37 protein-coding genes are annotated in these 19,009 nt (G+C 67.4%); 14 read left to right on the top strand and 23 right to left on the bottom strand.

The window, feature by feature from the left end; genetic code table 11:
* Nucleotides 1-3 precede the first annotated feature (3 nt).
* The 21 genes from J2W78_RS05240 to J2W78_RS05140 form a co-directional block, all read right to left on the bottom strand.
* Nucleotides 4-1,095, bottom strand: coding sequence for an RNA-guided endonuclease InsQ/TnpB family protein (locus tag J2W78_RS05240; RefSeq protein ID WP_253368624.1), 1,092 nt, complete (start codon nt 1,093-1,095; stop codon nt 4-6).
* Entirely contained in the window at nt 1,088-1,336 is a 249-nt protein-coding gene (locus J2W78_RS05235) for a hypothetical protein (RefSeq protein WP_253368622.1), read from the bottom strand. Before J2W78_RS05235 ends, J2W78_RS05240 begins: the two co-directional genes overlap by 8 nt.
* Complete coding sequence (locus J2W78_RS05230; protein WP_253368620.1) at nt 1,329-1,661, bottom strand: hypothetical protein; 333 nt, start codon at nt 1,659-1,661, stop codon at nt 1,329-1,331. The genes J2W78_RS05235 and J2W78_RS05230 overlap by 8 nt, the downstream gene beginning before the upstream one ends.
* Nucleotides 1,654-1,968 carry a hypothetical protein gene (locus tag J2W78_RS05225; protein ID WP_253368618.1) on the bottom strand — a complete coding sequence of 105 codons (315 nt, stop codon included), beginning with the start codon at nt 1,966-1,968 and terminating at the stop codon, nt 1,654-1,656. Before J2W78_RS05225 ends, J2W78_RS05230 begins: the two co-directional genes overlap by 8 nt.
* Nucleotides 1,969-2,625 (bottom strand): hypothetical protein, encoded by a 657-nt coding sequence (locus J2W78_RS05220; RefSeq protein ID WP_253368617.1) that lies wholly within the window; start codon nt 2,623-2,625, stop codon nt 1,969-1,971.
* The gene (locus J2W78_RS05215) at nt 2,622-2,990 is read right to left on the bottom strand and encodes a hypothetical protein (protein ID WP_253368615.1); all 369 of its coding nucleotides are present in this window, start codon (nt 2,988-2,990) and stop codon (nt 2,622-2,624) included. The genes J2W78_RS05220 and J2W78_RS05215 overlap by 4 nt, the downstream gene beginning before the upstream one ends.
* A complete protein-coding gene (locus J2W78_RS05210) occupies nt 2,990-4,636 on the bottom strand; it encodes a hypothetical protein (RefSeq protein WP_253368613.1) in 1,647 nt (548 codons plus the stop codon). The genes J2W78_RS05215 and J2W78_RS05210 overlap by 1 nt, the downstream gene beginning before the upstream one ends.
* Nucleotides 4,637-4,855: 219 nt before the next feature.
* Complete coding sequence (locus tag J2W78_RS05205; RefSeq protein ID WP_253368611.1) at nt 4,856-5,224, bottom strand: hypothetical protein; 369 nt, start codon at nt 5,222-5,224, stop codon at nt 4,856-4,858.
* A complete protein-coding gene (locus tag J2W78_RS05200; RefSeq protein ID WP_253368609.1) occupies nt 5,221-5,931 on the bottom strand; it encodes a hypothetical protein in 711 nt (236 codons plus the stop codon). The genes J2W78_RS05205 and J2W78_RS05200 overlap by 4 nt, the downstream gene beginning before the upstream one ends.
* Nucleotides 5,928-6,707 carry a DNA cytosine methyltransferase gene (locus J2W78_RS05195; RefSeq protein WP_253368607.1) on the bottom strand — a complete coding sequence of 260 codons (780 nt, stop codon included), beginning with the start codon at nt 6,705-6,707 and terminating at the stop codon, nt 5,928-5,930. Before J2W78_RS05195 ends, J2W78_RS05200 begins: the two co-directional genes overlap by 4 nt.
* A 53-nt stretch (nt 6,708-6,760) precedes the next feature.
* Complete coding sequence (locus tag J2W78_RS05190; RefSeq protein WP_253368605.1) at nt 6,761-7,222, bottom strand: hypothetical protein; 462 nt, start codon at nt 7,220-7,222, stop codon at nt 6,761-6,763.
* Between the two features lie 3 nt (nt 7,223-7,225).
* The gene (locus J2W78_RS05185) at nt 7,226-8,200 is read right to left on the bottom strand and encodes a recombinase RecT (protein WP_253368603.1); all 975 of its coding nucleotides are present in this window, start codon (nt 8,198-8,200) and stop codon (nt 7,226-7,228) included.
* Nucleotides 8,197-9,138, bottom strand: coding sequence for a YqaJ viral recombinase family protein (locus J2W78_RS05180; RefSeq protein ID WP_253368601.1), 942 nt, complete (start codon nt 9,136-9,138; stop codon nt 8,197-8,199). Before J2W78_RS05180 ends, J2W78_RS05185 begins: the two co-directional genes overlap by 4 nt.
* Nucleotides 9,139-9,146: 8 nt before the next feature.
* Entirely contained in the window at nt 9,147-9,527 is a 381-nt protein-coding gene (locus tag J2W78_RS05175; protein WP_253368599.1) for a hypothetical protein, read from the bottom strand.
* 3 nt (nt 9,528-9,530) lie between these two features.
* On the bottom strand, nt 9,531-9,806 hold the full coding sequence (locus tag J2W78_RS05170) for a hypothetical protein (protein WP_253368597.1): 276 nt from the start codon (nt 9,804-9,806) through the stop codon (nt 9,531-9,533).
* Nucleotides 9,799-9,996 (bottom strand): hypothetical protein, encoded by a 198-nt coding sequence (locus J2W78_RS05165; RefSeq protein ID WP_253368595.1) that lies wholly within the window; start codon nt 9,994-9,996, stop codon nt 9,799-9,801. Before J2W78_RS05165 ends, J2W78_RS05170 begins: the two co-directional genes overlap by 8 nt.
* Nucleotides 9,993-10,214, bottom strand: coding sequence for a hypothetical protein (locus J2W78_RS05160; RefSeq protein WP_253368594.1), 222 nt, complete (start codon nt 10,212-10,214; stop codon nt 9,993-9,995). The genes J2W78_RS05165 and J2W78_RS05160 overlap by 4 nt, the downstream gene beginning before the upstream one ends.
* On the bottom strand, nt 10,211-10,492 hold the full coding sequence (locus J2W78_RS05155; protein ID WP_253368592.1) for a hypothetical protein: 282 nt from the start codon (nt 10,490-10,492) through the stop codon (nt 10,211-10,213). The genes J2W78_RS05160 and J2W78_RS05155 overlap by 4 nt, the downstream gene beginning before the upstream one ends.
* On the bottom strand, nt 10,492-10,635 hold the full coding sequence (locus J2W78_RS05150) for a hypothetical protein (RefSeq protein WP_253368590.1): 144 nt from the start codon (nt 10,633-10,635) through the stop codon (nt 10,492-10,494). The genes J2W78_RS05155 and J2W78_RS05150 overlap by 1 nt, the downstream gene beginning before the upstream one ends.
* Nucleotide 10,636: 1 nt before the next feature.
* A complete protein-coding gene (locus J2W78_RS05145; RefSeq protein ID WP_253368588.1) occupies nt 10,637-10,969 on the bottom strand; it encodes a helix-turn-helix domain-containing protein in 333 nt (110 codons plus the stop codon).
* Between the two features lie 2 nt (nt 10,970-10,971).
* Nucleotides 10,972-11,184 carry a hypothetical protein gene (locus tag J2W78_RS05140; RefSeq protein ID WP_253368586.1) on the bottom strand — a complete coding sequence of 71 codons (213 nt, stop codon included), beginning with the start codon at nt 11,182-11,184 and terminating at the stop codon, nt 10,972-10,974.
* Between the two features lie 170 nt (nt 11,185-11,354).
* Between J2W78_RS05140 and J2W78_RS05135 the strand changes: the two genes are divergently transcribed.
* Complete coding sequence (locus J2W78_RS05135) at nt 11,355-11,612, top strand: hypothetical protein (RefSeq protein ID WP_253368584.1); 258 nt, start codon at nt 11,355-11,357, stop codon at nt 11,610-11,612.
* Nucleotides 11,613-11,889: 277 nt separating this feature from the next.
* Here J2W78_RS05135 and J2W78_RS05130 read toward each other — a convergent pair whose 3' ends face one another.
* A complete protein-coding gene (locus J2W78_RS05130) occupies nt 11,890-12,639 on the bottom strand; it encodes a LexA family transcriptional regulator (protein WP_253368582.1) in 750 nt (249 codons plus the stop codon).
* 87 nt (nt 12,640-12,726) lie between these two features.
* Between J2W78_RS05130 and J2W78_RS05125 the strand changes: the two genes are divergently transcribed.
* Together J2W78_RS05125 and J2W78_RS24700 are read left to right on the top strand one after the other, a co-directional pair.
* On the top strand, nt 12,727-12,978 hold the full coding sequence (locus tag J2W78_RS05125; protein WP_253368580.1) for a hypothetical protein: 252 nt from the start codon (nt 12,727-12,729) through the stop codon (nt 12,976-12,978).
* Entirely contained in the window at nt 12,975-13,106 is a 132-nt protein-coding gene (locus tag J2W78_RS24700; RefSeq protein ID WP_301288526.1) for a hypothetical protein, read from the top strand. Before J2W78_RS05125 ends, J2W78_RS24700 begins: the two co-directional genes overlap by 4 nt.
* A 5-nt stretch (nt 13,107-13,111) precedes the next feature.
* Here J2W78_RS24700 and J2W78_RS05120 read toward each other — a convergent pair whose 3' ends face one another.
* Nucleotides 13,112-13,315, bottom strand: coding sequence for a hypothetical protein (locus tag J2W78_RS05120; RefSeq protein WP_253368578.1), 204 nt, complete (start codon nt 13,313-13,315; stop codon nt 13,112-13,114).
* Nucleotides 13,316-13,451: 136 nt separating this feature from the next.
* Here J2W78_RS05120 and J2W78_RS05115 point away from each other — a divergent pair, with 136 nt between their 5' ends.
* From J2W78_RS05115 to J2W78_RS05065, 11 genes are read left to right on the top strand one after another with little or no spacing between them, the layout of a single operon-like run.
* Nucleotides 13,452-13,736, top strand: a complete 285-nt coding sequence (locus J2W78_RS05115) for a hypothetical protein (RefSeq protein ID WP_253368575.1) — start codon at nt 13,452-13,454, stop codon at nt 13,734-13,736.
* Nucleotides 13,736-13,939: a hypothetical protein gene (locus J2W78_RS05110; protein ID WP_253368573.1), complete on the top strand. Its 204-nt coding sequence runs from the start codon at nt 13,736-13,738 to the stop codon at nt 13,937-13,939. The genes J2W78_RS05115 and J2W78_RS05110 overlap by 1 nt, the downstream gene beginning before the upstream one ends.
* Nucleotides 13,936-14,196 (top strand): hypothetical protein, encoded by a 261-nt coding sequence (locus tag J2W78_RS05105; protein WP_253368572.1) that lies wholly within the window; start codon nt 13,936-13,938, stop codon nt 14,194-14,196. The genes J2W78_RS05110 and J2W78_RS05105 overlap by 4 nt, the downstream gene beginning before the upstream one ends.
* A gap of 45 nt (nt 14,197-14,241) precedes the next feature.
* Nucleotides 14,242-14,655, top strand: coding sequence for a hypothetical protein (locus tag J2W78_RS05100; protein ID WP_253368570.1), 414 nt, complete (start codon nt 14,242-14,244; stop codon nt 14,653-14,655).
* Nucleotides 14,656-14,658: 3 nt separating this feature from the next.
* Nucleotides 14,659-15,174 carry a hypothetical protein gene (locus tag J2W78_RS05095; RefSeq protein ID WP_253368568.1) on the top strand — a complete coding sequence of 172 codons (516 nt, stop codon included), beginning with the start codon at nt 14,659-14,661 and terminating at the stop codon, nt 15,172-15,174.
* Nucleotides 15,171-15,428, top strand: coding sequence for a hypothetical protein (locus J2W78_RS05090; protein WP_253368566.1), 258 nt, complete (start codon nt 15,171-15,173; stop codon nt 15,426-15,428). Before J2W78_RS05095 ends, J2W78_RS05090 begins: the two co-directional genes overlap by 4 nt.
* Nucleotides 15,425-15,670, top strand: coding sequence for a hypothetical protein (locus J2W78_RS05085; RefSeq protein ID WP_253368564.1), 246 nt, complete (start codon nt 15,425-15,427; stop codon nt 15,668-15,670). Before J2W78_RS05090 ends, J2W78_RS05085 begins: the two co-directional genes overlap by 4 nt.
* Complete coding sequence (locus J2W78_RS05080; protein WP_253368562.1) at nt 15,667-16,368, top strand: hypothetical protein; 702 nt, start codon at nt 15,667-15,669, stop codon at nt 16,366-16,368. Before J2W78_RS05085 ends, J2W78_RS05080 begins: the two co-directional genes overlap by 4 nt.
* A 4-nt stretch (nt 16,369-16,372) precedes the next feature.
* Entirely contained in the window at nt 16,373-16,564 is a 192-nt protein-coding gene (locus tag J2W78_RS05075; RefSeq protein ID WP_253368560.1) for a hypothetical protein, read from the top strand.
* A complete protein-coding gene (locus J2W78_RS05070; protein WP_253368558.1) occupies nt 16,561-18,024 on the top strand; it encodes a replicative DNA helicase in 1,464 nt (487 codons plus the stop codon). The genes J2W78_RS05075 and J2W78_RS05070 overlap by 4 nt, the downstream gene beginning before the upstream one ends.
* Nucleotides 18,024-18,998: a hypothetical protein gene (locus J2W78_RS05065; protein ID WP_253368556.1), complete on the top strand. Its 975-nt coding sequence runs from the start codon at nt 18,024-18,026 to the stop codon at nt 18,996-18,998. The genes J2W78_RS05070 and J2W78_RS05065 overlap by 1 nt, the downstream gene beginning before the upstream one ends.
* Nucleotides 18,999-19,009 lie beyond the last annotated feature (11 nt).

The raw sequence follows: 19,009 nt of genomic DNA, 5'->3' as shown, positions 1-19,009 counted from the left end.
CCCTCATTTCTGGACTCCTTCAGCAAGGGTATTCAGCCCAATACCGAGAATGACTTGCGCTGAGTTTTCGTCCCGGTCATGAACCGAGCCGCAATCGAGGCATTGCCATTCTCTTATTCCGAGACCTTTCAGCCCTGTCGGGCCGCCGATGCTTCCGCATGCAGAACAGGTTCGGGTACTATAAGCCTCAGAGACTTCGACGTAGCGCCCGCCATGCCTAATGGCCTTGTACGAGAGCATGTGCCGGAAGCCTGCCCACCCGGCGTCGTAGATCGACTTCGCCATAGTGGTCTTGGCTAGCTTTGACGGGCTCACATCGCCAACGATGATCGTCCCGTATTCTTGCACCAAAGCGAGAGACGCCTTGTGCAGGAAGTCTTTGCGGCGGTTCCGCGCCTTGGCATGGATCGCCTTGGTCCGCTTGGTTTTCTTCGCGCGCTGCGACGTCGCCAACGCCTTCTCGCTCTCGCGGTAGAAGCGCGGCATCTCAATCTTCGCGCTGGTAGATAGCGTCGCGAGCGTCTTCAGGCCCAGGTCGATACCGACCGCATTCTCTGGCCTCGGCTCTGCACACGGCACCGCGACAGGAACGTTGATGTACCAGCGGCCTTTCGCATCGGAATTGAAGCTGCCAGCGCCAAACCGCATGCCCGGCGTCAAATGCTCGCGCAGATGCATCGGCTCGTAGTGAACGCCATTGAACACAAAGCGAGACCCATCAAATTTTACATGCCCAGTGTTAAACGGAACCCAACCAAGAGATTTTCTCGACCTCCAGCGAAGCCAAGCCTTGCTATCTCTCTTGCGAGAGATGTCGTATTCGCGGCAAACGCGCTGAACTGTATGGGCGTGGAGACCGAGATCCCCGCCTGACCCAGCAGTCAACTTCATAAAATCCTGCGCGAATAGCCATTTACGCTTGGCTTGAGCTGCCTTTTTCTGCGTTTCGTTGCAGTAGTTCCAAACATAATTTACAGATCTTGCCTGCCTATTTAAGCCGCCTGCGTGCTTGTCACATAGGCGCAGCTTTACTGTGATGGTTGGCACCAGCGCATTGTTCGGCCGATCAGTGCCCCCTGACTTCACGTTACGCATCGGTCTTCCCTCCTGCGCTGGTGGAAGGGGTGGTCCGCCCGAGCCTTTCGAGGTCTGCCGCAACCCCGTGGTTGCCGCGCTTGCGGAGCCATTCGGCCACGTCGGCTAGAGCGAGACGGTAGCCGTCTGCTGCCCCTGCGGTCATCATGGCCGCGTACATCCGGGCCGAACCGTGGGGCGCCGTTCGCTGTTCGGCTGTGAAGCCTTCAAGGCGCGCAATCTGAGCAGGGATATCAGCCATGATGTTCGCCCTCCTGACGACCTGCGCTGGTGGAAGGGGCTTCGGCCTGGGCGAGGAGGGTGGATGCTGGCTCGGGGTCGCGGTAGAGGCTTTCCGGATGCGGCAGCACCTCGTAGCCTTCAGGATCGATGCCCATGCGCTCGCAAATGAACTTCGAGTGGAAGGCGCTGAGCCCGAATAGATGCATCGCGAAGCTCCAGTTCGGATCACCACGATAGGAGGGGGCCGCAAGGTCGCGGGCGCGAGCCATGATTTGCCGATGCGAGACTCGGCCAATGGCGGCTATCAAGCGCAGTTCGTCGGTGATTTCGTGTGCCTCACCCATCGCTGCGACCCTCCCCCGCCGTGGCCTCATCGCCCATCGTAATGTCGGACGGGCGGTCGCTCATCTCGCTCGGCCAGCCGACGCGAGGCTTCTCCGGGCTGCTGTACATTTCGGTCTTGCCGAGCCGGCAGAAGCCACAGAACCAGTCGCGCTTACGGCTGAGCCCGTACCAGCGGCACACCTGATGCGTGATGTAGTCGTGTCGCCAAGGACTATCCTTCCGACTGAACGCTGTCGTCCAAGCGCGGATTTCGGTCGGGCGGTTCGGATCGCCCCAATGCAGGCGAAGGCCAAACAGGAGGTCCATCTACCCCTCCCCCGCCGTGGCCGCGCGGGCGGCTCGGGCGATGCGGACCATCCGCACAACAGCCTCCGAGTCTGACGAAGACCGGTGCTGCGCTCCCACAATCTCCTTCAGCGCCTTGTCCTTCGCCTCCACCTCGGCCCGGAGGCTGGCGGCCTCGGCGGTGGCGGTGTCTGCGCGGCCGGCCTTCTCAAGTGTCTCGGCCCACACCTTGTCGAAGCTGACGCCAGTGCTGTAGCCGGCCTGCAACTTCGCCTGATGCAGCCAGGAGTTTCGCTTGCGGGTGCCTTCGCGGTCGCTCTCGGCTTCACGCTCGGCGGCACCTGCGCGCCGGTCCGCCTCGTCCCTCTCGGCCTCGACCCGCTGAAGGTCGGCGAGGGCAGAGTCCTTGGCTTCACGCTCGATGCGCAAGAGGTCGAGTAGATCCTCGACCTGTGTTTCATGCCAGCAGGCGGGCGAGTAATCGGGGGCCTCACTTGCCGGCATCATCGTGACGCCATCGCCGTGGCCCGAGTAGGCGGACGCTTCCTTGTAGGAGAACCGGCCGGCATGGCGGAGAACCCCGGTGTAGCCGTGGTGATCTGGCCGCTCGAATAGCCCACGCTTCAGCAGGACGTAGGGCGCCTGTTCCAGCGCCTCTGGGGTGGCGGCAGGCTTCATGGGCGGCGATCCTTCGGCTTGGAGCGCGGGGCGCCGAAATCGACGACGTTTTCGTTGCGATAGGGGCGCCCGTAGACCTCGCCTTCGCGCCGACGAACAGGGCCGCCCCGCGTTGGAAAAGCTGCCCCACCAATGAAGCCGGCAGCAGAGAGCGCGCCGCGAAAACCATCGCCGTCCTCGGCGTATCCCGCGTACAGCACCTCGTGCTGCGCCATTCCGGTGAGTACGAGCCAAAAGGCGTGTGGTTCGGTTTCGACCTGGTCGGCTTCGATGAGGTCCGCGATCTCGCGCAGGTGTCGAGCCAGATCGCGGCGGACGCGGCCAGCCCTGTGGCCATCTGGGAGAGAGACTACGTTGCCGCTCATCACGCGCCCTCCTGACCGGAGGAGGCCGGGGGAGCGGGCAACCCGAGCACCTTCATGATGGCGTCGATCGCCTCGTAATGAGGTCGCTGCGCTCCGGTCTGCGCAAGGTCCACTTCTTGGTCGATTTCGCAGGCCGCCAGGACTTGAGCGGCCTTCTCGCGAAGATCGCGCACGTCTTTCGGCCTCCACGCCCCTTGCGCTTCCGGGGCTGCCTGGCGGGCGGCGGCGTAAAGCTCGTCGTAGAAGGCTTTGACGAAGGTGGCGTTCGCGATCACAGCATCCGGCCCGAACTCGCCGCAGAGGTTGTGAGCGATCCGCCGCTCTTGCTCGGGCGTCATCTTGGGGCTGATCAGTCGGTCTTGCCCCGTCTCCACCTGCCCCGTGCGGGTGCTGTCGGGGGCAATCGTAAGACGATCAGCAACCGCGCTGAGGAACCTGCCGAAGTCTGGGTCCATCATCCCGAGTGCCTGCGCCCGGCACTGTGCCGCGAGATCCGCCGCCTTCCACTCCGCAAACCGGCCGCCGTCAAAGACCAGCGGCTCGACATCCAGCCGGCCATTGACGTGCGCGGCTTGGAGGAATTTCGATAGCCCCTCGACCTCGTTCGCCACCCACCGGATGCCCCACTGCTCCTCAGCAATGCTGAGTGCCCGGAGGGGGATGGCAGTGCCGATCGCCTCCGCCCCCTGCCCGGTGCTCTGCCCGGCCGGATGGGCGGCGAAGAACTGAACCAAGGCGTTGTGAGCGGCCTGGGCCTCAGAAAGCGCCTTGTACTTGAGCCTGATAAACGAGCCGCCCTCGTCGCCAGCGTGAGCCGTTAGGAACGGCTCTCCAAGGGCGGTACGGAGATCGGCGGCCTGCTTCCGAAGCCCCGTCGCCTCGGCTGCGACCTTCACATACTGCTGGAAGGTCGATGCGACCGCCTCCGCCAGATCTGGAACCTCGAACAGAAGCGACGCGGGGATCGCCGCTCGGATGCGAGCCAAATCCTCGGCTGCGAAATTCCGCACGCTATCCGGCACGCCCGGCGATGACGGGGCGGGGGTGGCCTCCTCCATGGCCTGCATCAGGAAACCGTGAAGCTCCTCGCCCGTGATGAGCAGCATTTCCGGCTGATCTTCGGGGCTCGTGCGATCCGGCAGTTCGCAGGCGTCCACCACGAGCCGGTCGGCGATCCGTTTCCGATCCTCCCCCGCCGTCCCCTCGGCACTGTCCGGCACGGACGGCGGCGCGGGGGAACAGAGAACAGGCGGCGCCGTGGCGGCCTCGACCATCGCCCGCCAGACCGCGCTGTAGCCGTTGCCTGGGTGCGTATCGGCTTCCTGGCCTGCCGACCACATCGCGCCGGTTACCTCCTCCGGCACGAGCAACCAGCCGTCCGGCACGGCGAGCGTTCCGAGGGCACTGTCCGCGCGGGGTGCGGCGAGAGCGGGGTCGGGCCACAAAGCCTTGCAGTTCACGCAGCGGATCTTTGGACCAGGGCCAAAGCTGCCATCCTGCTTCTGCTCATGGACATGCGCGTAGGAATGGCAGCAGCAGTCGGGGCACCGCCAAAACGACGGCGCATTGTTGGGGGCGTGATCCGCGCTCGTTGTGGGCTCCTGCCCCTTCGTCTTCGCCTCTTCGGTGGTGGGGGTCATGGACATGTCAGGACTCCGGGGTGGCGGGGTACGGCTTGAGGAAGCGTCCCTGTGCGGCGCCGATACGCATCTCGGCAGGGACGCAGACGGCCGGTGACCCCTGGCCGTCGCAGGCGCGGCAGTCTCGCCACGCGGGACGCTCATTGCGCAGATGGAAGAAGGCCCCGCGCCCGAGGCAGAACGAGCAAGTTGATCCCGGCCGCAGGGCGCCATCGGACCACGCGCTCACGACCGCCCTCCTTCGATCTCGAACGGGGCGGGGTGAGAGGCGCCTTGGACGATGAAGTGCCCGTCAGCGCCGACCGGCAGAAGCTCGGGCTTGATCTCGCCCTTCTCGACGTGCCGCAGCATGGCGCGGGCCTCGTGTAGGGCGAGCGCCATGCGGAGGTGCATCAGGATTTGGCGATTGCCCTCCCAAGGCACTTCGCCATCGAGCACCTGCACGCGGTCGATAATCGCGCGCAGAACCTCTTGGTTGATGACGCCTTCCTGCGGCTCGTGCAGCGGCTTGCGGCTGACGAATTGCAGGATCGTCTTGCCGCTGCCATCGAGGTGGTCGAGTTCGTAGCGGTGGCCGGGGGTAAGGACCTTCACGCCCTCTCCCCCTCAGCGGCAGGAGACGAGACGGCGTCGGCTTGAAGGCGGCGAAAGCTGATCGCGGCGACCCACGGGTTGGCGTCCCAGGCGTCCTTGCCGTGGATGCTGTTCCAGAGGCGCTGGTATGCGACCACCGGCACCGCGTAATCGCCTGCGGGCGTCAGGAACCGATCGGGGAACTCTTTCGACCGCTCGATACCCTCGGCGACCGCATCTGCTTCGCTGATGCCCTGAAGCCGCTCGACGCGGACCTCCGTCACCTCAAGGGTGAGGCGGGACAGGGCTCGCGGCATGTGGATCGGCGATCGCCAGCGCGGGATCTCGCCCTCAACGGTGCCGTCGTCTGCCCGGTAGAAGCAGCCCTCAGCAAGCGCCCGCGTGCCGGGGTCGTTGTGCGTCAGATCGCCAATGGCAGCCCACGTCTCGCGGACCCACAGCCGGTCACCAGGCGCGTAAGGCGCCGTCACGATCTGCATCCGGTCAGAGCCGATGAAGCGTCCGTTCGCGAACCGCGGTCGGGCGTGCAGATCGAAAGTCCGAGAACCCTCGTAACTCTGAATGAAGCCAACCGGCGCCAGCGGATCGGGCTGTTGCTTCAGGACGCGCCGAATTTGCGTCTTCCGCCCGGCCAGGATCGCCCGCACTATCGGCCCGCTCATGATGATTGGCCGCTCCTTGCCCACGGGCTTCACGCTCGCGTTCATGCAGCACCTCCACCGGTCGGGGTGTCGGATGAAATGGGGGTGTGGGAGGCTCGGCGCGCGGACAGGATCGCGCGACCGATTAGCTCCGGGATCTGCGGGACGACGGCGTTGCCACAGGGTCCGAGGCGGTGAAGTCCTCCGGGAAGCCCATCATCCATTCCCAGAAGCGCGGGTTGGGCGAACCTTTCCTCGAACCACGCGACCGGATCGCCGCTCCAACATGGCTCGATTGGTAGCCCCGCAAGGCCGTCAGCAAGTCCCCCCGGCCACCCCGGTCCCCATCCGTCGCCCTGGGCGTGGGCAACAAGATAAGCCCGGTCCCGTGGGTGCGGACGGCCGGCGTCAACAGCGCGAACGCAATCCCATTCCGCGTCATACCCCTCCTCGGCCAGCGCCCCGAGAACGGTGCCCATTCCCCGCCCGAGGAGGGCCGCCACGTTCTCCACGACCGCGACTGTCGGTCGAACCATGCGAATGGCACGAATCAGCTGCCAGAAGAGGCCGGAACGGGCGCCGGCAAGTCCGGAGCCGGGACCCGCAAGACTGAGATCTTGGCAGGGGAAGCCGCCACAGACGACGTCCACGGCAATTCCATCTGAGCGGAGGCGGTCAGTGGTAAGCGTATGGACGTCATCGTAGCAGGGAACCTCGGGCCAATGCTTCGCCAGCACACGCCGGCAGAAGGGATCGATTTCGCAGAAGGCGACGGTTTCGAAGCCGCTGGCGCGCTCCAAGCCGAGGCTGAAGCCGCCGATGCCGGAAAACAGGTCCAACACGCGAAGGGCCTTCCCCTCGTCTGCGGAGACGAGGGACGCAGTGGGAGGGGAGGTCACGCTGCCCCTCCCTTGCGAGGATTCGCGCCGGTGAGGGCGGCGAAGACTTCCTGCCGGCGCCGCTCTGCCGTCAGCTTCCGGCATTCCCGCGCGGCGCGGTCCTCGTCGAACTCACGGGCGAAGTCGCGATAGTCCTGCGTCAGGCCGGCGTTCGCGGCCCATGCGGGCACCGCCGGGATGCGCCGCAGCGGATCGCGCTCGCCCAGACGCCGTCTGCGCTCGGCTTCAGCCTTCGCCTTCTCGAATGCCGCCTTGGCCCTCTGCCGGGCGCGCAACGCGGCCCGCTTCTGAGCCTTCAGCTTGATCCGCTTCGAGCTATCGTAGCCGTGGGCCGTGGCGATGCGGCTGACGCGATGGCGCGGGACGCGAAGACGAAACTCGATCTCCGTGTATGTCAGGCCGGCGCGCACGAGGCGCATGATGTCAGCTTCGTCGGGGATGGTGCGAGGAGCGGCCACGGCTCAGTCCTCCCCATCCGGATCGTGCGCCTGGCCCGCAGCAAAGCCGGCCTCGTAGTGGGCCAGCCGCACCGGGGCGGCCTTGATCGCGCTGTTGAAGCCCTTGCGCAGGCCAGCGAACCCGCCCTCCCATCCGAGCTTGAAGTCGTCGTGATCGCGGTCGATCTCGGGCGCCTGGCCGCGGTCGGGCTTGGCCTCGTCGGAGGTCGGCCGTTCCTCGCCGCCCGTACCGCCGTCGGGCGCTTCGACGTCACCGAAGCCCAGATCGGCCGCCGGCCCGGCGCGCGACTCCTCGGCGATTGGCCGCGCCGCCAGGGCATCAAGCTTCGCGTCGAGCCCCTTCGGCGTGACGTCGCGCGCCCGGTCCGCGCCCTGATGCGCGGGCGGCAGCTCGTCGTCGGTGTAGACGCCGAGCAGGACGTCGGGGAAATGGCGGCGGCAGAGCGCGCGGCCGGAATAGTAGGCGTGCTGTTGGTCGGGGTCGCTCTTCCAGAGCGGCGAGTTCTTCGGCGTGATCCGGCCGAACGCGGGCGAGACGTATTCGACCATCTCGTCCGGATCGTCGGCGAGCCGGCACCAAGCGCGGCAGACCCGCTTATCGCCCTCGCCGGTGAACTCGAACTTGATCCGGCCCTTGATCGGCGCCCGCTTCAGGATCACCGCCTGCACGAGCTGCGACTCGAACGCGATCTGGTCGTTGACGAAGTAGCTCTTGTTGGCAACCGCGTAGGCCGACATGCCCCATTCGACCGCCTGCGTGACGATCGCGAGGCAGGCCCCGGGGTTGCCGCGCAGGTGCTTGCGGACGCCGGCCGCCGAGACCGCCATCATCTTCGCGAAGTTCATCACCTCGTCGGCGTTGGCGAAGATGACGCCGCCGGCCTGGGCCGAGACCGCGAGGCCGCCCATTGCTTGCGGGTCGATGCGCTCGGCGATCCGCTTCTCGGTCTCTGAGATGGCGAGGGCGTTGTTGCTCATGCTGCTGCCTTTCGAGGCGCGCGGACGCGCAGGACGGGGAAGGTGCTGGCCTTGACCGTGTGCTCGGCCCGGCTCTGGAGGGTCCGCGTGATGACGCGGCCGTCGGCGAGTTGCGCGGCGGTGGCGCCAGCCAGTTTCGCGGTGATCTCGGCCTTGATCTCGGCGAGCCGCTTCTCGTCGGACTTCACGCGGGCGTTGATCGCCTCGCGCTCGTCGAGAAGAGCGGGCAGGAGGTTGTCGGCGGAGAGGTCCAGCGGTTCGGCGGCGGCGTCAGGCGGCCACAGATCGGCGATGGTCTCGCCGTCGCGGGCATAGTCGGCGGCCGGCGCCTCTCCGCTTGCGACCCGCTCCCAGAACAGCTTCGCCTCGCCGACGAGGCGGTGCCAGATGCCCTCGTGCAGCGGCACGTCGATCACATGCAGGTCGAGACCGTGCCCGACGACGAGGAGTGCCACGCTCGCCCAGGACGCGCCGGTCAGCTTCGCCTCGACGATCGCTTGGCAGGCGATCCAGAGCGGCAGCACGAGGTCGCCGGCCTCGTCGCGCCACTTCTTCCGGAACACGAAATCCGAAGTGGTCTTCACCTGCACGATTCCGCGGCCGGGCCGGTCGGGATCGACGGCGTAGGCGTCGGGAGTCGCCCCGATGCGCAGGGCCGGTGCGCGCAGGTATTCGTTGCCGCCGGCTGTGACGGTCCAGGTAGGCCGATCCTCGACGAGCACCTGCAGGGCGTCGTCCTCGAGGAGCCGTCCGCGGCGGGCGGGCTTGGACTCGGTCGGGTCCTCGGCGAGCAGGCCGCTCTTCAGCGCCCAGAGGCTGAAGGCGGTCGTGTGCTCATGGACGCCGAGCAGAGCGCCCGCCACGGAGGCGGTGACGTCCTGCTGCCGGGCCGCGAACCACGCCTCGCGCGTGGTGTAGGGGATGCGCTCGATCTTCATGGCGCGCCTCAGAACGGAATGTCGTCGGAGACGCGACGCCGGCCGGCGCGGATCGCGGCAATCTCGGCCTCGTGTTTGGCTCGCTCTGCGTCGAAGCGTCGAAGCCACTCTGCATGCTCGGCCTCTCGGCGGGACTGCGCCGCCCGTGCTGCAGTGGATTCCCAGCGGAAGGTCAGGATGCCGAAGAGCAGATCCAGCAGCACCGTGGTGCCCCCAATCTGGATGCCCAGCTTGTACTGCCAGCCGCCGCCGAAGCGCGCGCCAAAGGTGTTGAGCGGTGCGGTCGGCCCACCCGTGGAGCGCCAGCCATACCCCTGCCAGGGCCAGCGGCTCGCGGTCACAATCAGGTTGCCCACCTGAAGCTTGTTCTTCGTGCGCTTGAGGATCACGGCTCAGCCCCTCCGGCTCGGATCAGGATGGAAGCGTCGGCATTCCCGCGAGCGCCCGGCCCGCTCGTGCTCGCCCCAGAGGCGGCGCATCTCGGCGCGGATGGCGTCGAAGTCGTTCGGGGCGCGGCCGAGCCGTTTCCCCTCGCGGATCATGACCTCGACCAACCGCCGGGCGAGCGCCTCGTCGGTCGAGACCATGAGGAGGCCGTGGCCGGCTGCGACGAGCCAACGAGCCGCTTCCTCGGCGGTGAAGGGGCGGGCGAGGGCAGCGCTACGCATCGCTCGCCTCCGTCCCGTGCGTCCGCTCGAATCCGTCACCGAGCGCGGCAGACAGCGCGCGGATCAGCTTGCGGGTCTCGGCGTGCGGCAGGTCGATGACCGCCTCGCACTCGCCGAGGTCGATGGTCAGGCTCGCGCAGCCGGAAGCGCCGCGCTCCACCGTGAGAGAGCAAGCCGCATTCTCGCTCACAGGCGCCTCCCGACCGTTCCAGCCGGGCGCCGGTCAGCGCGGGCCGCGTCGAGCGAGACGACGCCATCGGGTAGCTCGCTCACCACCATCGGGACGACCCGCAGGGCGAGCGCCGTGTAGGTCGGCAGCCCGACCGACATCAGGAGGTAGTCGGCGGCGGCGATCGCGACGGCTTGGGGGCCGAGCAGCGCGGCGGGTGTTGGCATGTCCGTGCTCATGCGGCCTCGCGGGTGCTAGCGGTGGCGGGAGCCCGCATCGCGACGAGCCGGTCGAGCAGGTAGGCGGCCTCGCGTTCGAGCCGGGCGACCTGGGCGGCCACAGCCGCGGGATCACCACCATCGCGGGAGGCTTGGGCGATCAGGTCGATTCCGGACCCGAGCGCGCGGATCCCGGCATCGGCCTGCGAGGCGCCGCCGATCAGGAGCCCGGCAGCGAGGCCGAAGGTGCGAGCGGCGTCGCGCTCGTTCTGAATGAGGACGGACAGAGGCTCGGCCATCACAGCCGCTCCGTGAGCGCCGGGCGGACGAGGCGGACGGTCTCAGCGACGATCCAGATCACCGACAGGGTCACGACACCCGGAGCGACGGCCGAGATTGCCAGAGCCTGCCACGCAGGCATGGAGAGCAGAACGTCGGTCATCTCAGTGCCTTTCGGAGGAAAGAGTGCGGCCGGTCAGGGCGAAGTGCCGGCCGGCGGCGAGGTGCGAGGCGACCGCCTGCTCGGCGTCGTTGCGCGGGGCGGCCGCAGGAGCCGAAAACAGGTCGGGGCGCAGTTCGTGGGCGGGCACGCCGGTGACGGCGGCGACGGCTTCGACGCGGGCCTCAGGGCAGAAGCCCCAAGCCTGGGGGACGCCCTTCATGCCGAGGCGCTGAGCCAGAGCGGCGCGGCCACCGACCGCGGCGAAAGCCCGGCCGAGAGCGGCGGCGGCGCTGAACGCCTGCTGGCGGGAGGTGAAGCGGGGACGGGCGGCCATGGCTACGCCGCCTCCGCCAGGATCTGCGCCTCGTGATCGTCCAGCGCGGCGCGATCCGCGTCCGCCGCAGCGATCAGGTCGAGGGCGTGGTGGTCGGCGTCAGCGCGGCAGTCGATGTGCTCGAAACCGAGCACCGGGCCGCGGTCGTCGTGGACCTCGTACAGGCCGGTGCGAGCGTTGAACTCGGACCAGAAGGCGGGGGTGGCGGCGGGCACTGGGCGGCTCCATCGCTGGCGGCGATGGGTTTAGTATGCGCGTGAAATTTCACGCGTCAAGCGTCATGCGCGCAATTTCACGCATTCGGCTTTTCCACAGGCCCGGAAATCGTGCTTGCTTTGTTCTCATACCCGCCCATCCTTTCGAGGTAGCCCGGCGGGAGGAACACGTGGCGAGCAGCGATCTGTACGGCGTCCAGACTTTCGTGCGGGATCAGAATGGGAGGCTCGCCCATGGGCGATTCACGTCTTGCAAGAACGCTGACGAGGCGCGCCGCGTCGCGGCGTCAAAGGTCGAGGGCGGGCATGCGGCTGGCTCGGCCGCCTTCCTGCGCCGCGGCAGCGGAGAGTTCGATGAAGGCGAAGCAATCACCCTCGAGACCTATGGGGCCGTTCCGCCCAGCGTGTCCGATCAGCTGCCGTTCTGAGGAAGGATGCTATGACGTTCACCTGGGACAACCCCCTCGGTTACGACATCATCGCTACTCGGCGCTGCAACGGTTGCGGCAATGAGGACGTACGGTCGTTCTGGTCTCGTCCGCTGAGGTTCGCTGCTATCGAGGAGCCTATCCTCGTAGAGACCGCACCGCTTACGATGCCTGACGTGGCCGGTATGCTGCGGGACGCCCCGTTCTGCTGCCTCAGCTGCGATGGTGGACGGGCAAGCCTCGTTGGCATCGCGGTCGACGAGGCGTCGATCCCCTTCTAGCGGCGGCGCTTCTGCACCGGGCGATGGATCCACGTCACCATTGCCTTGATCCGCACCTCGATACGGCCGTCGTCATCCTCGATCGATGACGATAGCCCTTCCTCAGGCAGCGGAATGATGATCGGCGTCTGCCAACGCTCGTCGTCCGAGTCCGGCCACAATTCGACGTGCGTGCCCTGCCGCATGTATCGCTTTGCCGTCATCTGCCGGAGCAGTCCGGCGTTCCGGGTCATCTCGACGATGACCAGGTCGTCTTCCCTCGGCTGATAGCGAGCAGTGATGGCGTCGACGCAGGCGAGAATATCGCCGTCGATCGCGACGCGGTTCAGCGACGTACCACGTACCACCAAACCGTATTGCGACTCGATCGGCCACCGCGTGTCGGGCTGAACCGGCACCGGGTCGTAGAGAGGCACGTCAACGTGGTCGTCAGCCTCCAGCCAACGGCCTGCAGCCACCTCGCCGACCACCGGCAGGGATGCCGGCGGCAACGCAGCTGAAGCCTCCTTCGCCGCATCGATCGCCTCGTCTCCGCCGAAGGCCAGCCATTCCGGAGAGACCTGCAAAATCGGCGCGAGCTTAATAATCGTCTCCAGGCGCGGGGAGCGAGACTTGCCCTCGCGGATGTTGCGAATCGCCGACTGTCCGAGGCCGGCGTCCTCAGCTGCTTTCCGCTCGCTCAATCGGAGCGCATCCAACCGCCGCTGGATGCGAGCGAGGACGCCATCGGCATCGACTTCAGTCATGCGTAAAATTTAGCGCATGGAGCGGATTGGGCGAAGCGCTAGATATCACGTTGACAGTGCGTGAAATATCGCGCAGTTTTCGCAGCCATGAGACTCCGCGACCAGCTCCTGACCGTGTCCGAAGCCTACGCGCAGGCCGTTGGCCGCTCGGAGGCGCGCGTCTCGACCATCGTGTTCGGGTCGGGCAATTCGATCTCGCGCCTGCGCGCCGGTGCCGACATGGGTTCCGAGCGCCTGCATAATGGCCTCCAGTGGTTCGCCGACAATTGGCCGGCAGAAACGGATTGGCCGGTCGGCGTTCCGCGCCCCTCCCGTGCAGTCGATGGGGCCGCCGCATGACCCGGCCGCGCTCCCCCCTCTTCGACCTGCCCGTGATCCTGCTGATCCTGCCGCCGGTGCTGTGCGCCCTCGGCTGGCTCGCGCTCGGCATGGTCGATCTGCCGCCGATGCCGTGGTCGTTCAGATGACCGGCTCATCCGCGCTGCACGCGCCCGCCATACAGGCCGATCAGCCTCCCCATCATCTGACGAGCCCGGCGCGCTGCACCGGGCTTCACCGTCTTCGTGTCCTGCGCGCCCGCCCCTGCCGCCAAGCCCGCGGCGGTCGCGCTGTCCTGTGTGCTGCGTACCCGCTCCACCTGATCGGGCCCCGCTGAAATGTCCGCTGCGTCCTTCACCCCCAACTTCCTGCCCACCCGGCTCTCCCCGATGCGAGACACAGCATTGGGGAAGGGCATGGGAAAGTCTGGACAAGAACAGGGAAAGTTTGGGCAAGTCGATGCCCGAACATTCGCAGAACGTATCTCGGCGTTCTTGCGTGACCGGCACCCGCTGAAGACCCCGCAGAGCGTCGAGGCAGAGACCGGCGTGCCCGCGGCGACGGTCCGGAAGTGGTTGGAGCAGGGCAACGCACCCAGCGGCTCGGCCTACGACGCGCTCGTGCGTCGCTACGGGGCATCGTTCCTCTGCGCGGTCCATCCGGAAGAGTCCGGCTCCTGGTTCGCCGACGTCGCCCGCCAGCAGCGTCAGGACCGGCTCGAGGCCAAGGCTGACGCGCTGCTGCGGCAGATCAACGATCTTCGCGAGGGCCGGCTCTGATGCGCACGCTTCTCGTCTGCGCGGAGGTCGCGCTTCAGGTCGTCGGGCAACTCATCGTCGAGATCGGGGCCGCCGTCGTGTGGTGCGGCCGCATGGTCCTCTCAGCTGCTCGCTGGTGCGGTGACCGCGCACGCGAGTGGGAGCCCCGGCTCTGGGATCGCGACGAGGATCCGCGCTCCGACGCCGAGGAGCGCCGGCCATGAGCGACCCTGTCATCCTCATGGGCGCGGGCGTCCGCACAGACGATGCGGCTGCGGTTGTCGCCGACGCCGACAGCGCGGTGCGCGTCCACCTCGCTGACCGAGGCGGCTTCGCGTCGATTGATCTGCCGCCGTACGCCGCCCGTCACTTCGCCGAGCGCCTGCTTCTGAAGGCTGCCGAAGTCGAGAGCACGGTTGCCGCCAACCCGGTCGAGCCGCGCGTCCCTCGCCGCACCGAGCCCTCCGATTCCCGGAGCTGACGCTCCCGCCGCCGCGGGGCGTCCCCGCGCATCATGGAGGGCCGCATGGCCGATAAGCTGAACACCGCCGGCAAGAAGGACGGCATCCGCGCCGACGTCCTTCGCGCCCTCATCAACAAGTGCGACGAGATGCGGTCCGACATGGACGAGGCGCGCGGCGAGCTCGGCGCGGCCGTGAAGGATGCCGAGGAGACCCACGGCATCAACCGAAAGGCCTTCAAGCTTGCCATGTCGCTGAGCCGCATGGACGAGACGAAGCGCTCCGACTTCCTCCGCTCGCTCGACGACTACCGCGCGAAGCTCGACCTCAATCCGCTGCCCGACATGTTCGCCGACGGTCAGGGCGACGAGGAGCAGCGCCGCGCCGCTCAGGCCGACAAGCAGGCGCAGGACGATCAGGCGGCCGAGAACGGCAAGAAGATCGCCAAGGGCATCAAGTCGCTCGACGCGGTGCACTGAGCCATGGCGCTGCCGAAAATCCTGGCGCTGGACCTCGCCACGCGCATCGGGTTCGCCGTCGGCGCTCCCGACGAGGAGCCCGTCTATGGGACTCACCCGCTGCCGTCGGCGAGCGCCAGCCTCGGGCGCTTCGGCGACGCCTACGACCAATGGCTTCTGGACCGGCTGACCTTCTTTCAGCCGGCCCTCGTCATCTTCGAGGCCCCCTTCGTCAGCGGCACCGGCAACGCGAACACGGCCCGCAAGCTGATGGGCCTATGCTGGCAGACGGAGATCGCCTGCTACCGCCGCGAGACGCGCTGCCTCGAGCACAACAACAGCAGCGTGAAGGCCGCGTTCGCCGGCAACGGCCGGGCCGAGAAGCACGAGATGATCGCCGCGGCGCAGCGCCGGGGCTGGAATCCCAAGGACGATAACGCTGCTGATGCCCTCGGTCTTTGGTGCTGCGCCGTCAGGACCGTCGCGCCGAAGCACGCCGAGCGGTTCAACGTTCGTGTCGTCGGGAGGAAGGCCGCATGAGCGCCTCCTTCACCGATCACCGCGCCTTCACCCCCGGCCGGCCGCGCAGCCTGCAGGTCCAGGATCTACGCGACATCTGGGCCGTGCTCCCCCTGGCCGCCGCCGCAGCCGTTCCGCACGTCTGGCGCGCCACGCTTCAGGCCGATGCCGTGCCCGCCGCGCTGGCGGCCCTGCAGGCGCTTCCCGTCGACATGCGCGGGGACATCGTCGCCCGCGCTGAAATGATCGGCCAGCAGCCGCGGAGGGCGGCATGATCTGGCGCCTCTGCAACGACGGTCGCGAGATCTACCGCGGCTCCTACAAGGGCGCCCTCGCGGCGGCCGAGCGCCTCGGCGTTCTCTACCACCTCGTCACCGTCGAGATGGGCGGCAAGTCCGAGCGCGTCATGGTGCCGGGCCGCGGCTTCACCGAGGACGGCACCGAGATCGCGGCGCGCCTGGATCGCGGCTGGTCGATTGCCCCGGTGGCGCAGCTCGCGCGGAGGGCTGCGGCATGATCCCCTCCGGTCACACCGCCGTCATGGCCTCGCGCCGCGAGCCGCCGGATAGCCTTGAGTTCTTCCCGACCCCGCCGTGGGCGACGCGCGCCCTGTGCGAGCACGTCCTCCCGCATCTGGGCCTGCAGCAAGCGATGGATTTTTCCGCTTGCTGGGATCCGGCCTGCGGCGAAGGCCACATGTTCGAGGTGCTGCTGGAGTATTTCGGCGGCGGGGGCTGGGGCACCGACATCTTCGACTATGGGCGCGGCTACCGCGTCGAGGACTTCCTCGACAAGGGCACCGTGATCGGCTCACCGCCAGACGGGCCGCACCCCGAGTTCATCGTCTCGAACCCGCCCTTCCGGCCGGCCTCTCTCTTTGTGCGGCGCGCCCTGACGCTGGCGCCAGTCGTGGCAATGCTGCTGCGCACCGCCTGGATTGAGGGCGTCGATCGATACGAGACGCTGTTCCGCGACCAGCCGCCGACGCTGTTCGCCCCCTTCGTCGAGCGCGTGCCGATGACAAAGGGGCGGTGGGATCCCGACGCCTCCACGGCGACGTCCTACGCGTGGTTCGTGTGGGTGCGCAGCCGGGCCCCGATGGCGCCGTTCTGGATCCCGCCCGGCTGTCGGAAGGCGCTGACCCGCCCCGACGACCGCCGCCGGTTCGCCATGCAGCCCGACGCCGGCCCGTTGCTCACCCATGCCGCGGAATGAAGCCATGCCGGTGATCGACCTCCAAGCCGAACGCGACGCCCGCTCCGAGGAAGCCTTCCGGCTTTACGCCAGCCTCCACGAGCGCGCCGTTGCCAGCGGTCGCCTTCCCGACATGGCCGCGGCCGTCCGCGCCTTCGAGACGTGGATGCAGATCGCCGGCCTCTCCGAAGCCGAGCGCCGGAGGATCCTCGGATGAGCACCGCTGTCGTTCCCTTCCGTCAGGATCAGAAGCCGGAGGCCGAGGCGCCGCCGCACAACATCGAGGTCGAGCAGGCGCTGCTCGGCGCGCTGATGGTGTGGCCCGGCGCGCTGGAGAAGGTAATCGCGACGCTTCAGCCCGAGCACTTTTTCTTCGCCGACCACCAAGAGATCTTCACCGTCATCACCCGGCTGGCGGCGGCAGGCGCCGCGCCGACCGCGCCGGCGGTCAAGGGCTACCTCCCCAAGGCCGAGATCGCCGGTCAGCCGGCCATGACCTACCTCGCCCACCTCGGCACGTCGTCCGCCGTCAGTGCGAGCGTGCCGGGCTATGCCGCCATCGTGCGCGACTTCGCCCAGCGCCGCCGCCTTGTCGCAATCGGCGAGGACCTCGCCACGCGCGCCCGGCACGACCCGATCGACGAAAACGGAACGGTCGGTGCCGGCCTCATCGATGACGCCGAGACGCAGATGCTCGCAGTGCGCGCCGAGTCCCCCGATGCGCATCTTGCCGGCATGACCGCCGGTGAAGGCGCCGAGTGGATGCTGGGCCGGATCGACGAGCTTCGGTCCGGCACCATCCTGTCCAACGCGATCTCCACCGGCGTGCCCGACCTCGACCGTGCGACGAGCGGCGGCTTCCAACGCGGCCAGCTCTACCTGATGGCCGGACGCCCCGGCATGGGAAAGACGGTCGTCATGACCTCGCTCAGCCGGTACGCGGCGCGCGAAGCCGGCGTGCTGGTCTTTCAGCTCGAGGTGACGCGCGATCAGCAGTTCGCCCGCTACCTCGCCGACCTGTCCTACGTCCACAACCGGCCGCTGACCTTCGGCCAGATCATGAAGGGCGTCGATCTCAGCGACGAGGACGTGTGGCGGCTGCGGGATGCGCAGAAGCGCCTGCAGCAGCTCCACCTGAAGGTCGAATGCGAGCCCAGCATCTCGCTCGCGCAGCTGGCCTACAAGGTGAAGGCCGAGAAGAAGCGCCTCGCGGCCAAGGGCGTCCGCCTCGGCGTCGTGTTCATTGACTACCTCAAATACATCAAGGTCTCAGACCGGTATCTCGGCCAGCGCGTCCTCGAAATCGGGCAGATCGCCGGCGAGTTGAAGCAGCTCGCCAAGCGCGAGGACATCTGCGTCGTCCTGCTCGCCCAGCTGAACCGCGGCGTCGAGGCTAAGGAGCGCCAGGACCGCCGACCCATGGTGTCGGACCTGCGCGACTCCGGCGAGCTTGAAGAGGCTGCCGACTGCGTCCTGCTGCTCTACCGCGACGCCTTCTACCTGCAGAAGAAGCTCCGCGGCGGCGGCGATCCCGAGATCGCGGCGAAGCTGTTCGAGAAGCAGAACAGCCTCGAGATCATCCTCGGCAAGAACCGCTCTGGCCCGGAATGCACCCTCGATCTGTGGTGCGACGTGGCCTCCTCCACCATCGCTCAACATGCACGAGGGGCCGTCTGATGGCTCGTATCCGCACGATAAAGCCGGAGTTCTGGACCTCAGAACAGGTGATGGAGTGTTCGACGAATGCGCGCCTCGCGTTCATCGGCATCTGGAACTTCTGCGACGACGCGGGCCGCATGCCGGCCTCGGCGAAGCAGATCAAGGCGCTGGTGTTCCCGTCTGACGATTTTACGTCAGCGAACGTTCGGGGAATGATCGACGAACTAGAGCGGAACGGCCTGATACGACTTTATGTCGTTGAAGAAAAAGAGTTTCTGGCGGTGACTGGCTGGCATCATCAGAAGATTGATCGGCCGCAAAAGCCAAAAACCCCGGAGCCACCGGAGCATGACCCGCCACCCGTTCGTCGAACGATCGGCGCTGGAAGGGAAGGGAATACAGAAGGGAAGGGAAAGGATTCTAGAAACGGCGGCGGCGGCGACTCTCACCCCGCGCGACCCACGATCAACCGGGCACCTGCCGAGCCGCCGGTCGCCGAAGCCGTTGCCGCGGCCGAGAGGTCTCAGGGCTGGGCCACGAAGGACAACTTCGACCGGGTCGAACGGCGTTGCCGCGCCGTGCTGCCGGCAGCCTGGGTCAACGACCTCGTCGTCAGCCCGATGGCTCGGCTGGAGGCCGACGGGCTCGACCTCGAAGCGGAGATCATCCCGACCATCATCGACCTCGTCGCGGCTCGCCGCACGCCAATTCGCACTTGGTCGATCCTCGCCAATGCCGTCGCCGAGCGCGTCGACGTCCAGCGGCAAGCCCGTGCTGCGCAGGGTCTGAGCGCCAAAGCGTCGGCTCCGCCGAAGCCGGGCGAGATGGTCGACCTCGGCGCGCCCTTTGGGTCCTACGGCGAAGCGGTGCTGCGAGTGTTCATCGCCAAGCATCGCGAAAACGGCCAGTGGCTCGACCACATGGTCGGGCCGCCCCCTGGACAGCCTGGATGCCGCATTCCGGCACGGCTGCTGATCGGCGAGGCCGCGTGATGCTGCCCCTT

The organism is Methylorubrum extorquens (assembly GCF_024169925.1).
Lineage (GTDB): Bacteria > Pseudomonadota > Alphaproteobacteria > Rhizobiales > Beijerinckiaceae > Methylobacterium > Methylobacterium extorquens_A.
The sequence above is the reverse complement of the archived record's forward strand: the minus strand, read 5'-3'. Positions and strand labels throughout refer to the sequence as shown.

What these genes read in the sequence shown, in the direction of transcription:
- J2W78_RS05240 (WP_253368624.1), bottom strand. Translation starts at nt 1,095, where the DNA reads ATGCGTAACGTGAAGTCAGGGGGCACTGATCGGCCGAACAATGCGCTG.
- J2W78_RS05235 (WP_253368622.1), bottom strand. Translation starts at nt 1,336, where the DNA reads ATGGCTGATATCCCTGCTCAGATTGCGCGCCTTGAAGGCTTCACAGCC.
- J2W78_RS05230 (WP_253368620.1), bottom strand. Translation starts at nt 1,661, where the DNA reads ATGGGTGAGGCACACGAAATCACCGACGAACTGCGCTTGATAGCCGCC.
- J2W78_RS05225 (WP_253368618.1), bottom strand. Translation starts at nt 1,968, where the DNA reads ATGGACCTCCTGTTTGGCCTTCGCCTGCATTGGGGCGATCCGAACCGC.
- J2W78_RS05220 (WP_253368617.1), bottom strand. Translation starts at nt 2,625, where the DNA reads ATGAAGCCTGCCGCCACCCCAGAGGCGCTGGAACAGGCGCCCTACGTC.
- J2W78_RS05215 (WP_253368615.1), bottom strand. Translation starts at nt 2,990, where the DNA reads ATGAGCGGCAACGTAGTCTCTCTCCCAGATGGCCACAGGGCTGGCCGC.
- J2W78_RS05210 (WP_253368613.1), bottom strand. Translation starts at nt 4,636, where the DNA reads ATGTCCATGACCCCCACCACCGAAGAGGCGAAGACGAAGGGGCAGGAG.
- J2W78_RS05200 (WP_253368609.1), bottom strand. Translation starts at nt 5,931, where the DNA reads ATGAACGCGAGCGTGAAGCCCGTGGGCAAGGAGCGGCCAATCATCATG.
- J2W78_RS05185 (WP_253368603.1), bottom strand. Translation starts at nt 8,200, where the DNA reads ATGAGCAACAACGCCCTCGCCATCTCAGAGACCGAGAAGCGGATCGCC.
- J2W78_RS05180 (WP_253368601.1), bottom strand. Translation starts at nt 9,138, where the DNA reads ATGAAGATCGAGCGCATCCCCTACACCACGCGCGAGGCGTGGTTCGCG.
- J2W78_RS05170 (WP_253368597.1), bottom strand. Translation starts at nt 9,806, where the DNA reads ATGCGTAGCGCTGCCCTCGCCCGCCCCTTCACCGCCGAGGAAGCGGCT.
- J2W78_RS05160 (WP_253368594.1), bottom strand. Translation starts at nt 10,214, where the DNA reads ATGAGCACGGACATGCCAACACCCGCCGCGCTGCTCGGCCCCCAAGCC.
- J2W78_RS05155 (WP_253368592.1), bottom strand. Translation starts at nt 10,492, where the DNA reads ATGGCCGAGCCTCTGTCCGTCCTCATTCAGAACGAGCGCGACGCCGCT.
- J2W78_RS05150 (WP_253368590.1), bottom strand. Translation starts at nt 10,635, where the DNA reads ATGACCGACGTTCTGCTCTCCATGCCTGCGTGGCAGGCTCTGGCAATC.
- J2W78_RS05145 (WP_253368588.1), bottom strand. Translation starts at nt 10,969, where the DNA reads ATGGCCGCCCGTCCCCGCTTCACCTCCCGCCAGCAGGCGTTCAGCGCC.
- J2W78_RS05130 (WP_253368582.1), bottom strand. Translation starts at nt 12,639, where the DNA reads ATGACTGAAGTCGATGCCGATGGCGTCCTCGCTCGCATCCAGCGGCGG.
- J2W78_RS05125 (WP_253368580.1), top strand. Translation starts at nt 12,727, where the DNA reads ATGAGACTCCGCGACCAGCTCCTGACCGTGTCCGAAGCCTACGCGCAG.
- J2W78_RS24700 (WP_301288526.1), top strand. Translation starts at nt 12,975, where the DNA reads ATGACCCGGCCGCGCTCCCCCCTCTTCGACCTGCCCGTGATCCTGCTG.
- J2W78_RS05110 (WP_253368573.1), top strand. Translation starts at nt 13,736, where the DNA reads ATGCGCACGCTTCTCGTCTGCGCGGAGGTCGCGCTTCAGGTCGTCGGG.
- J2W78_RS05105 (WP_253368572.1), top strand. Translation starts at nt 13,936, where the DNA reads ATGAGCGACCCTGTCATCCTCATGGGCGCGGGCGTCCGCACAGACGAT.
- J2W78_RS05100 (WP_253368570.1), top strand. Translation starts at nt 14,242, where the DNA reads ATGGCCGATAAGCTGAACACCGCCGGCAAGAAGGACGGCATCCGCGCC.
- J2W78_RS05095 (WP_253368568.1), top strand. Translation starts at nt 14,659, where the DNA reads ATGGCGCTGCCGAAAATCCTGGCGCTGGACCTCGCCACGCGCATCGGG.
- J2W78_RS05090 (WP_253368566.1), top strand. Translation starts at nt 15,171, where the DNA reads ATGAGCGCCTCCTTCACCGATCACCGCGCCTTCACCCCCGGCCGGCCG.
- J2W78_RS05085 (WP_253368564.1), top strand. Translation starts at nt 15,425, where the DNA reads ATGATCTGGCGCCTCTGCAACGACGGTCGCGAGATCTACCGCGGCTCC.
- J2W78_RS05080 (WP_253368562.1), top strand. Translation starts at nt 15,667, where the DNA reads ATGATCCCCTCCGGTCACACCGCCGTCATGGCCTCGCGCCGCGAGCCG.
- J2W78_RS05075 (WP_253368560.1), top strand. Translation starts at nt 16,373, where the DNA reads ATGCCGGTGATCGACCTCCAAGCCGAACGCGACGCCCGCTCCGAGGAA.
- J2W78_RS05070 (WP_253368558.1), top strand. Translation starts at nt 16,561, where the DNA reads ATGAGCACCGCTGTCGTTCCCTTCCGTCAGGATCAGAAGCCGGAGGCC.
- J2W78_RS05065 (WP_253368556.1), top strand. Translation starts at nt 18,024, where the DNA reads ATGGCTCGTATCCGCACGATAAAGCCGGAGTTCTGGACCTCAGAACAG.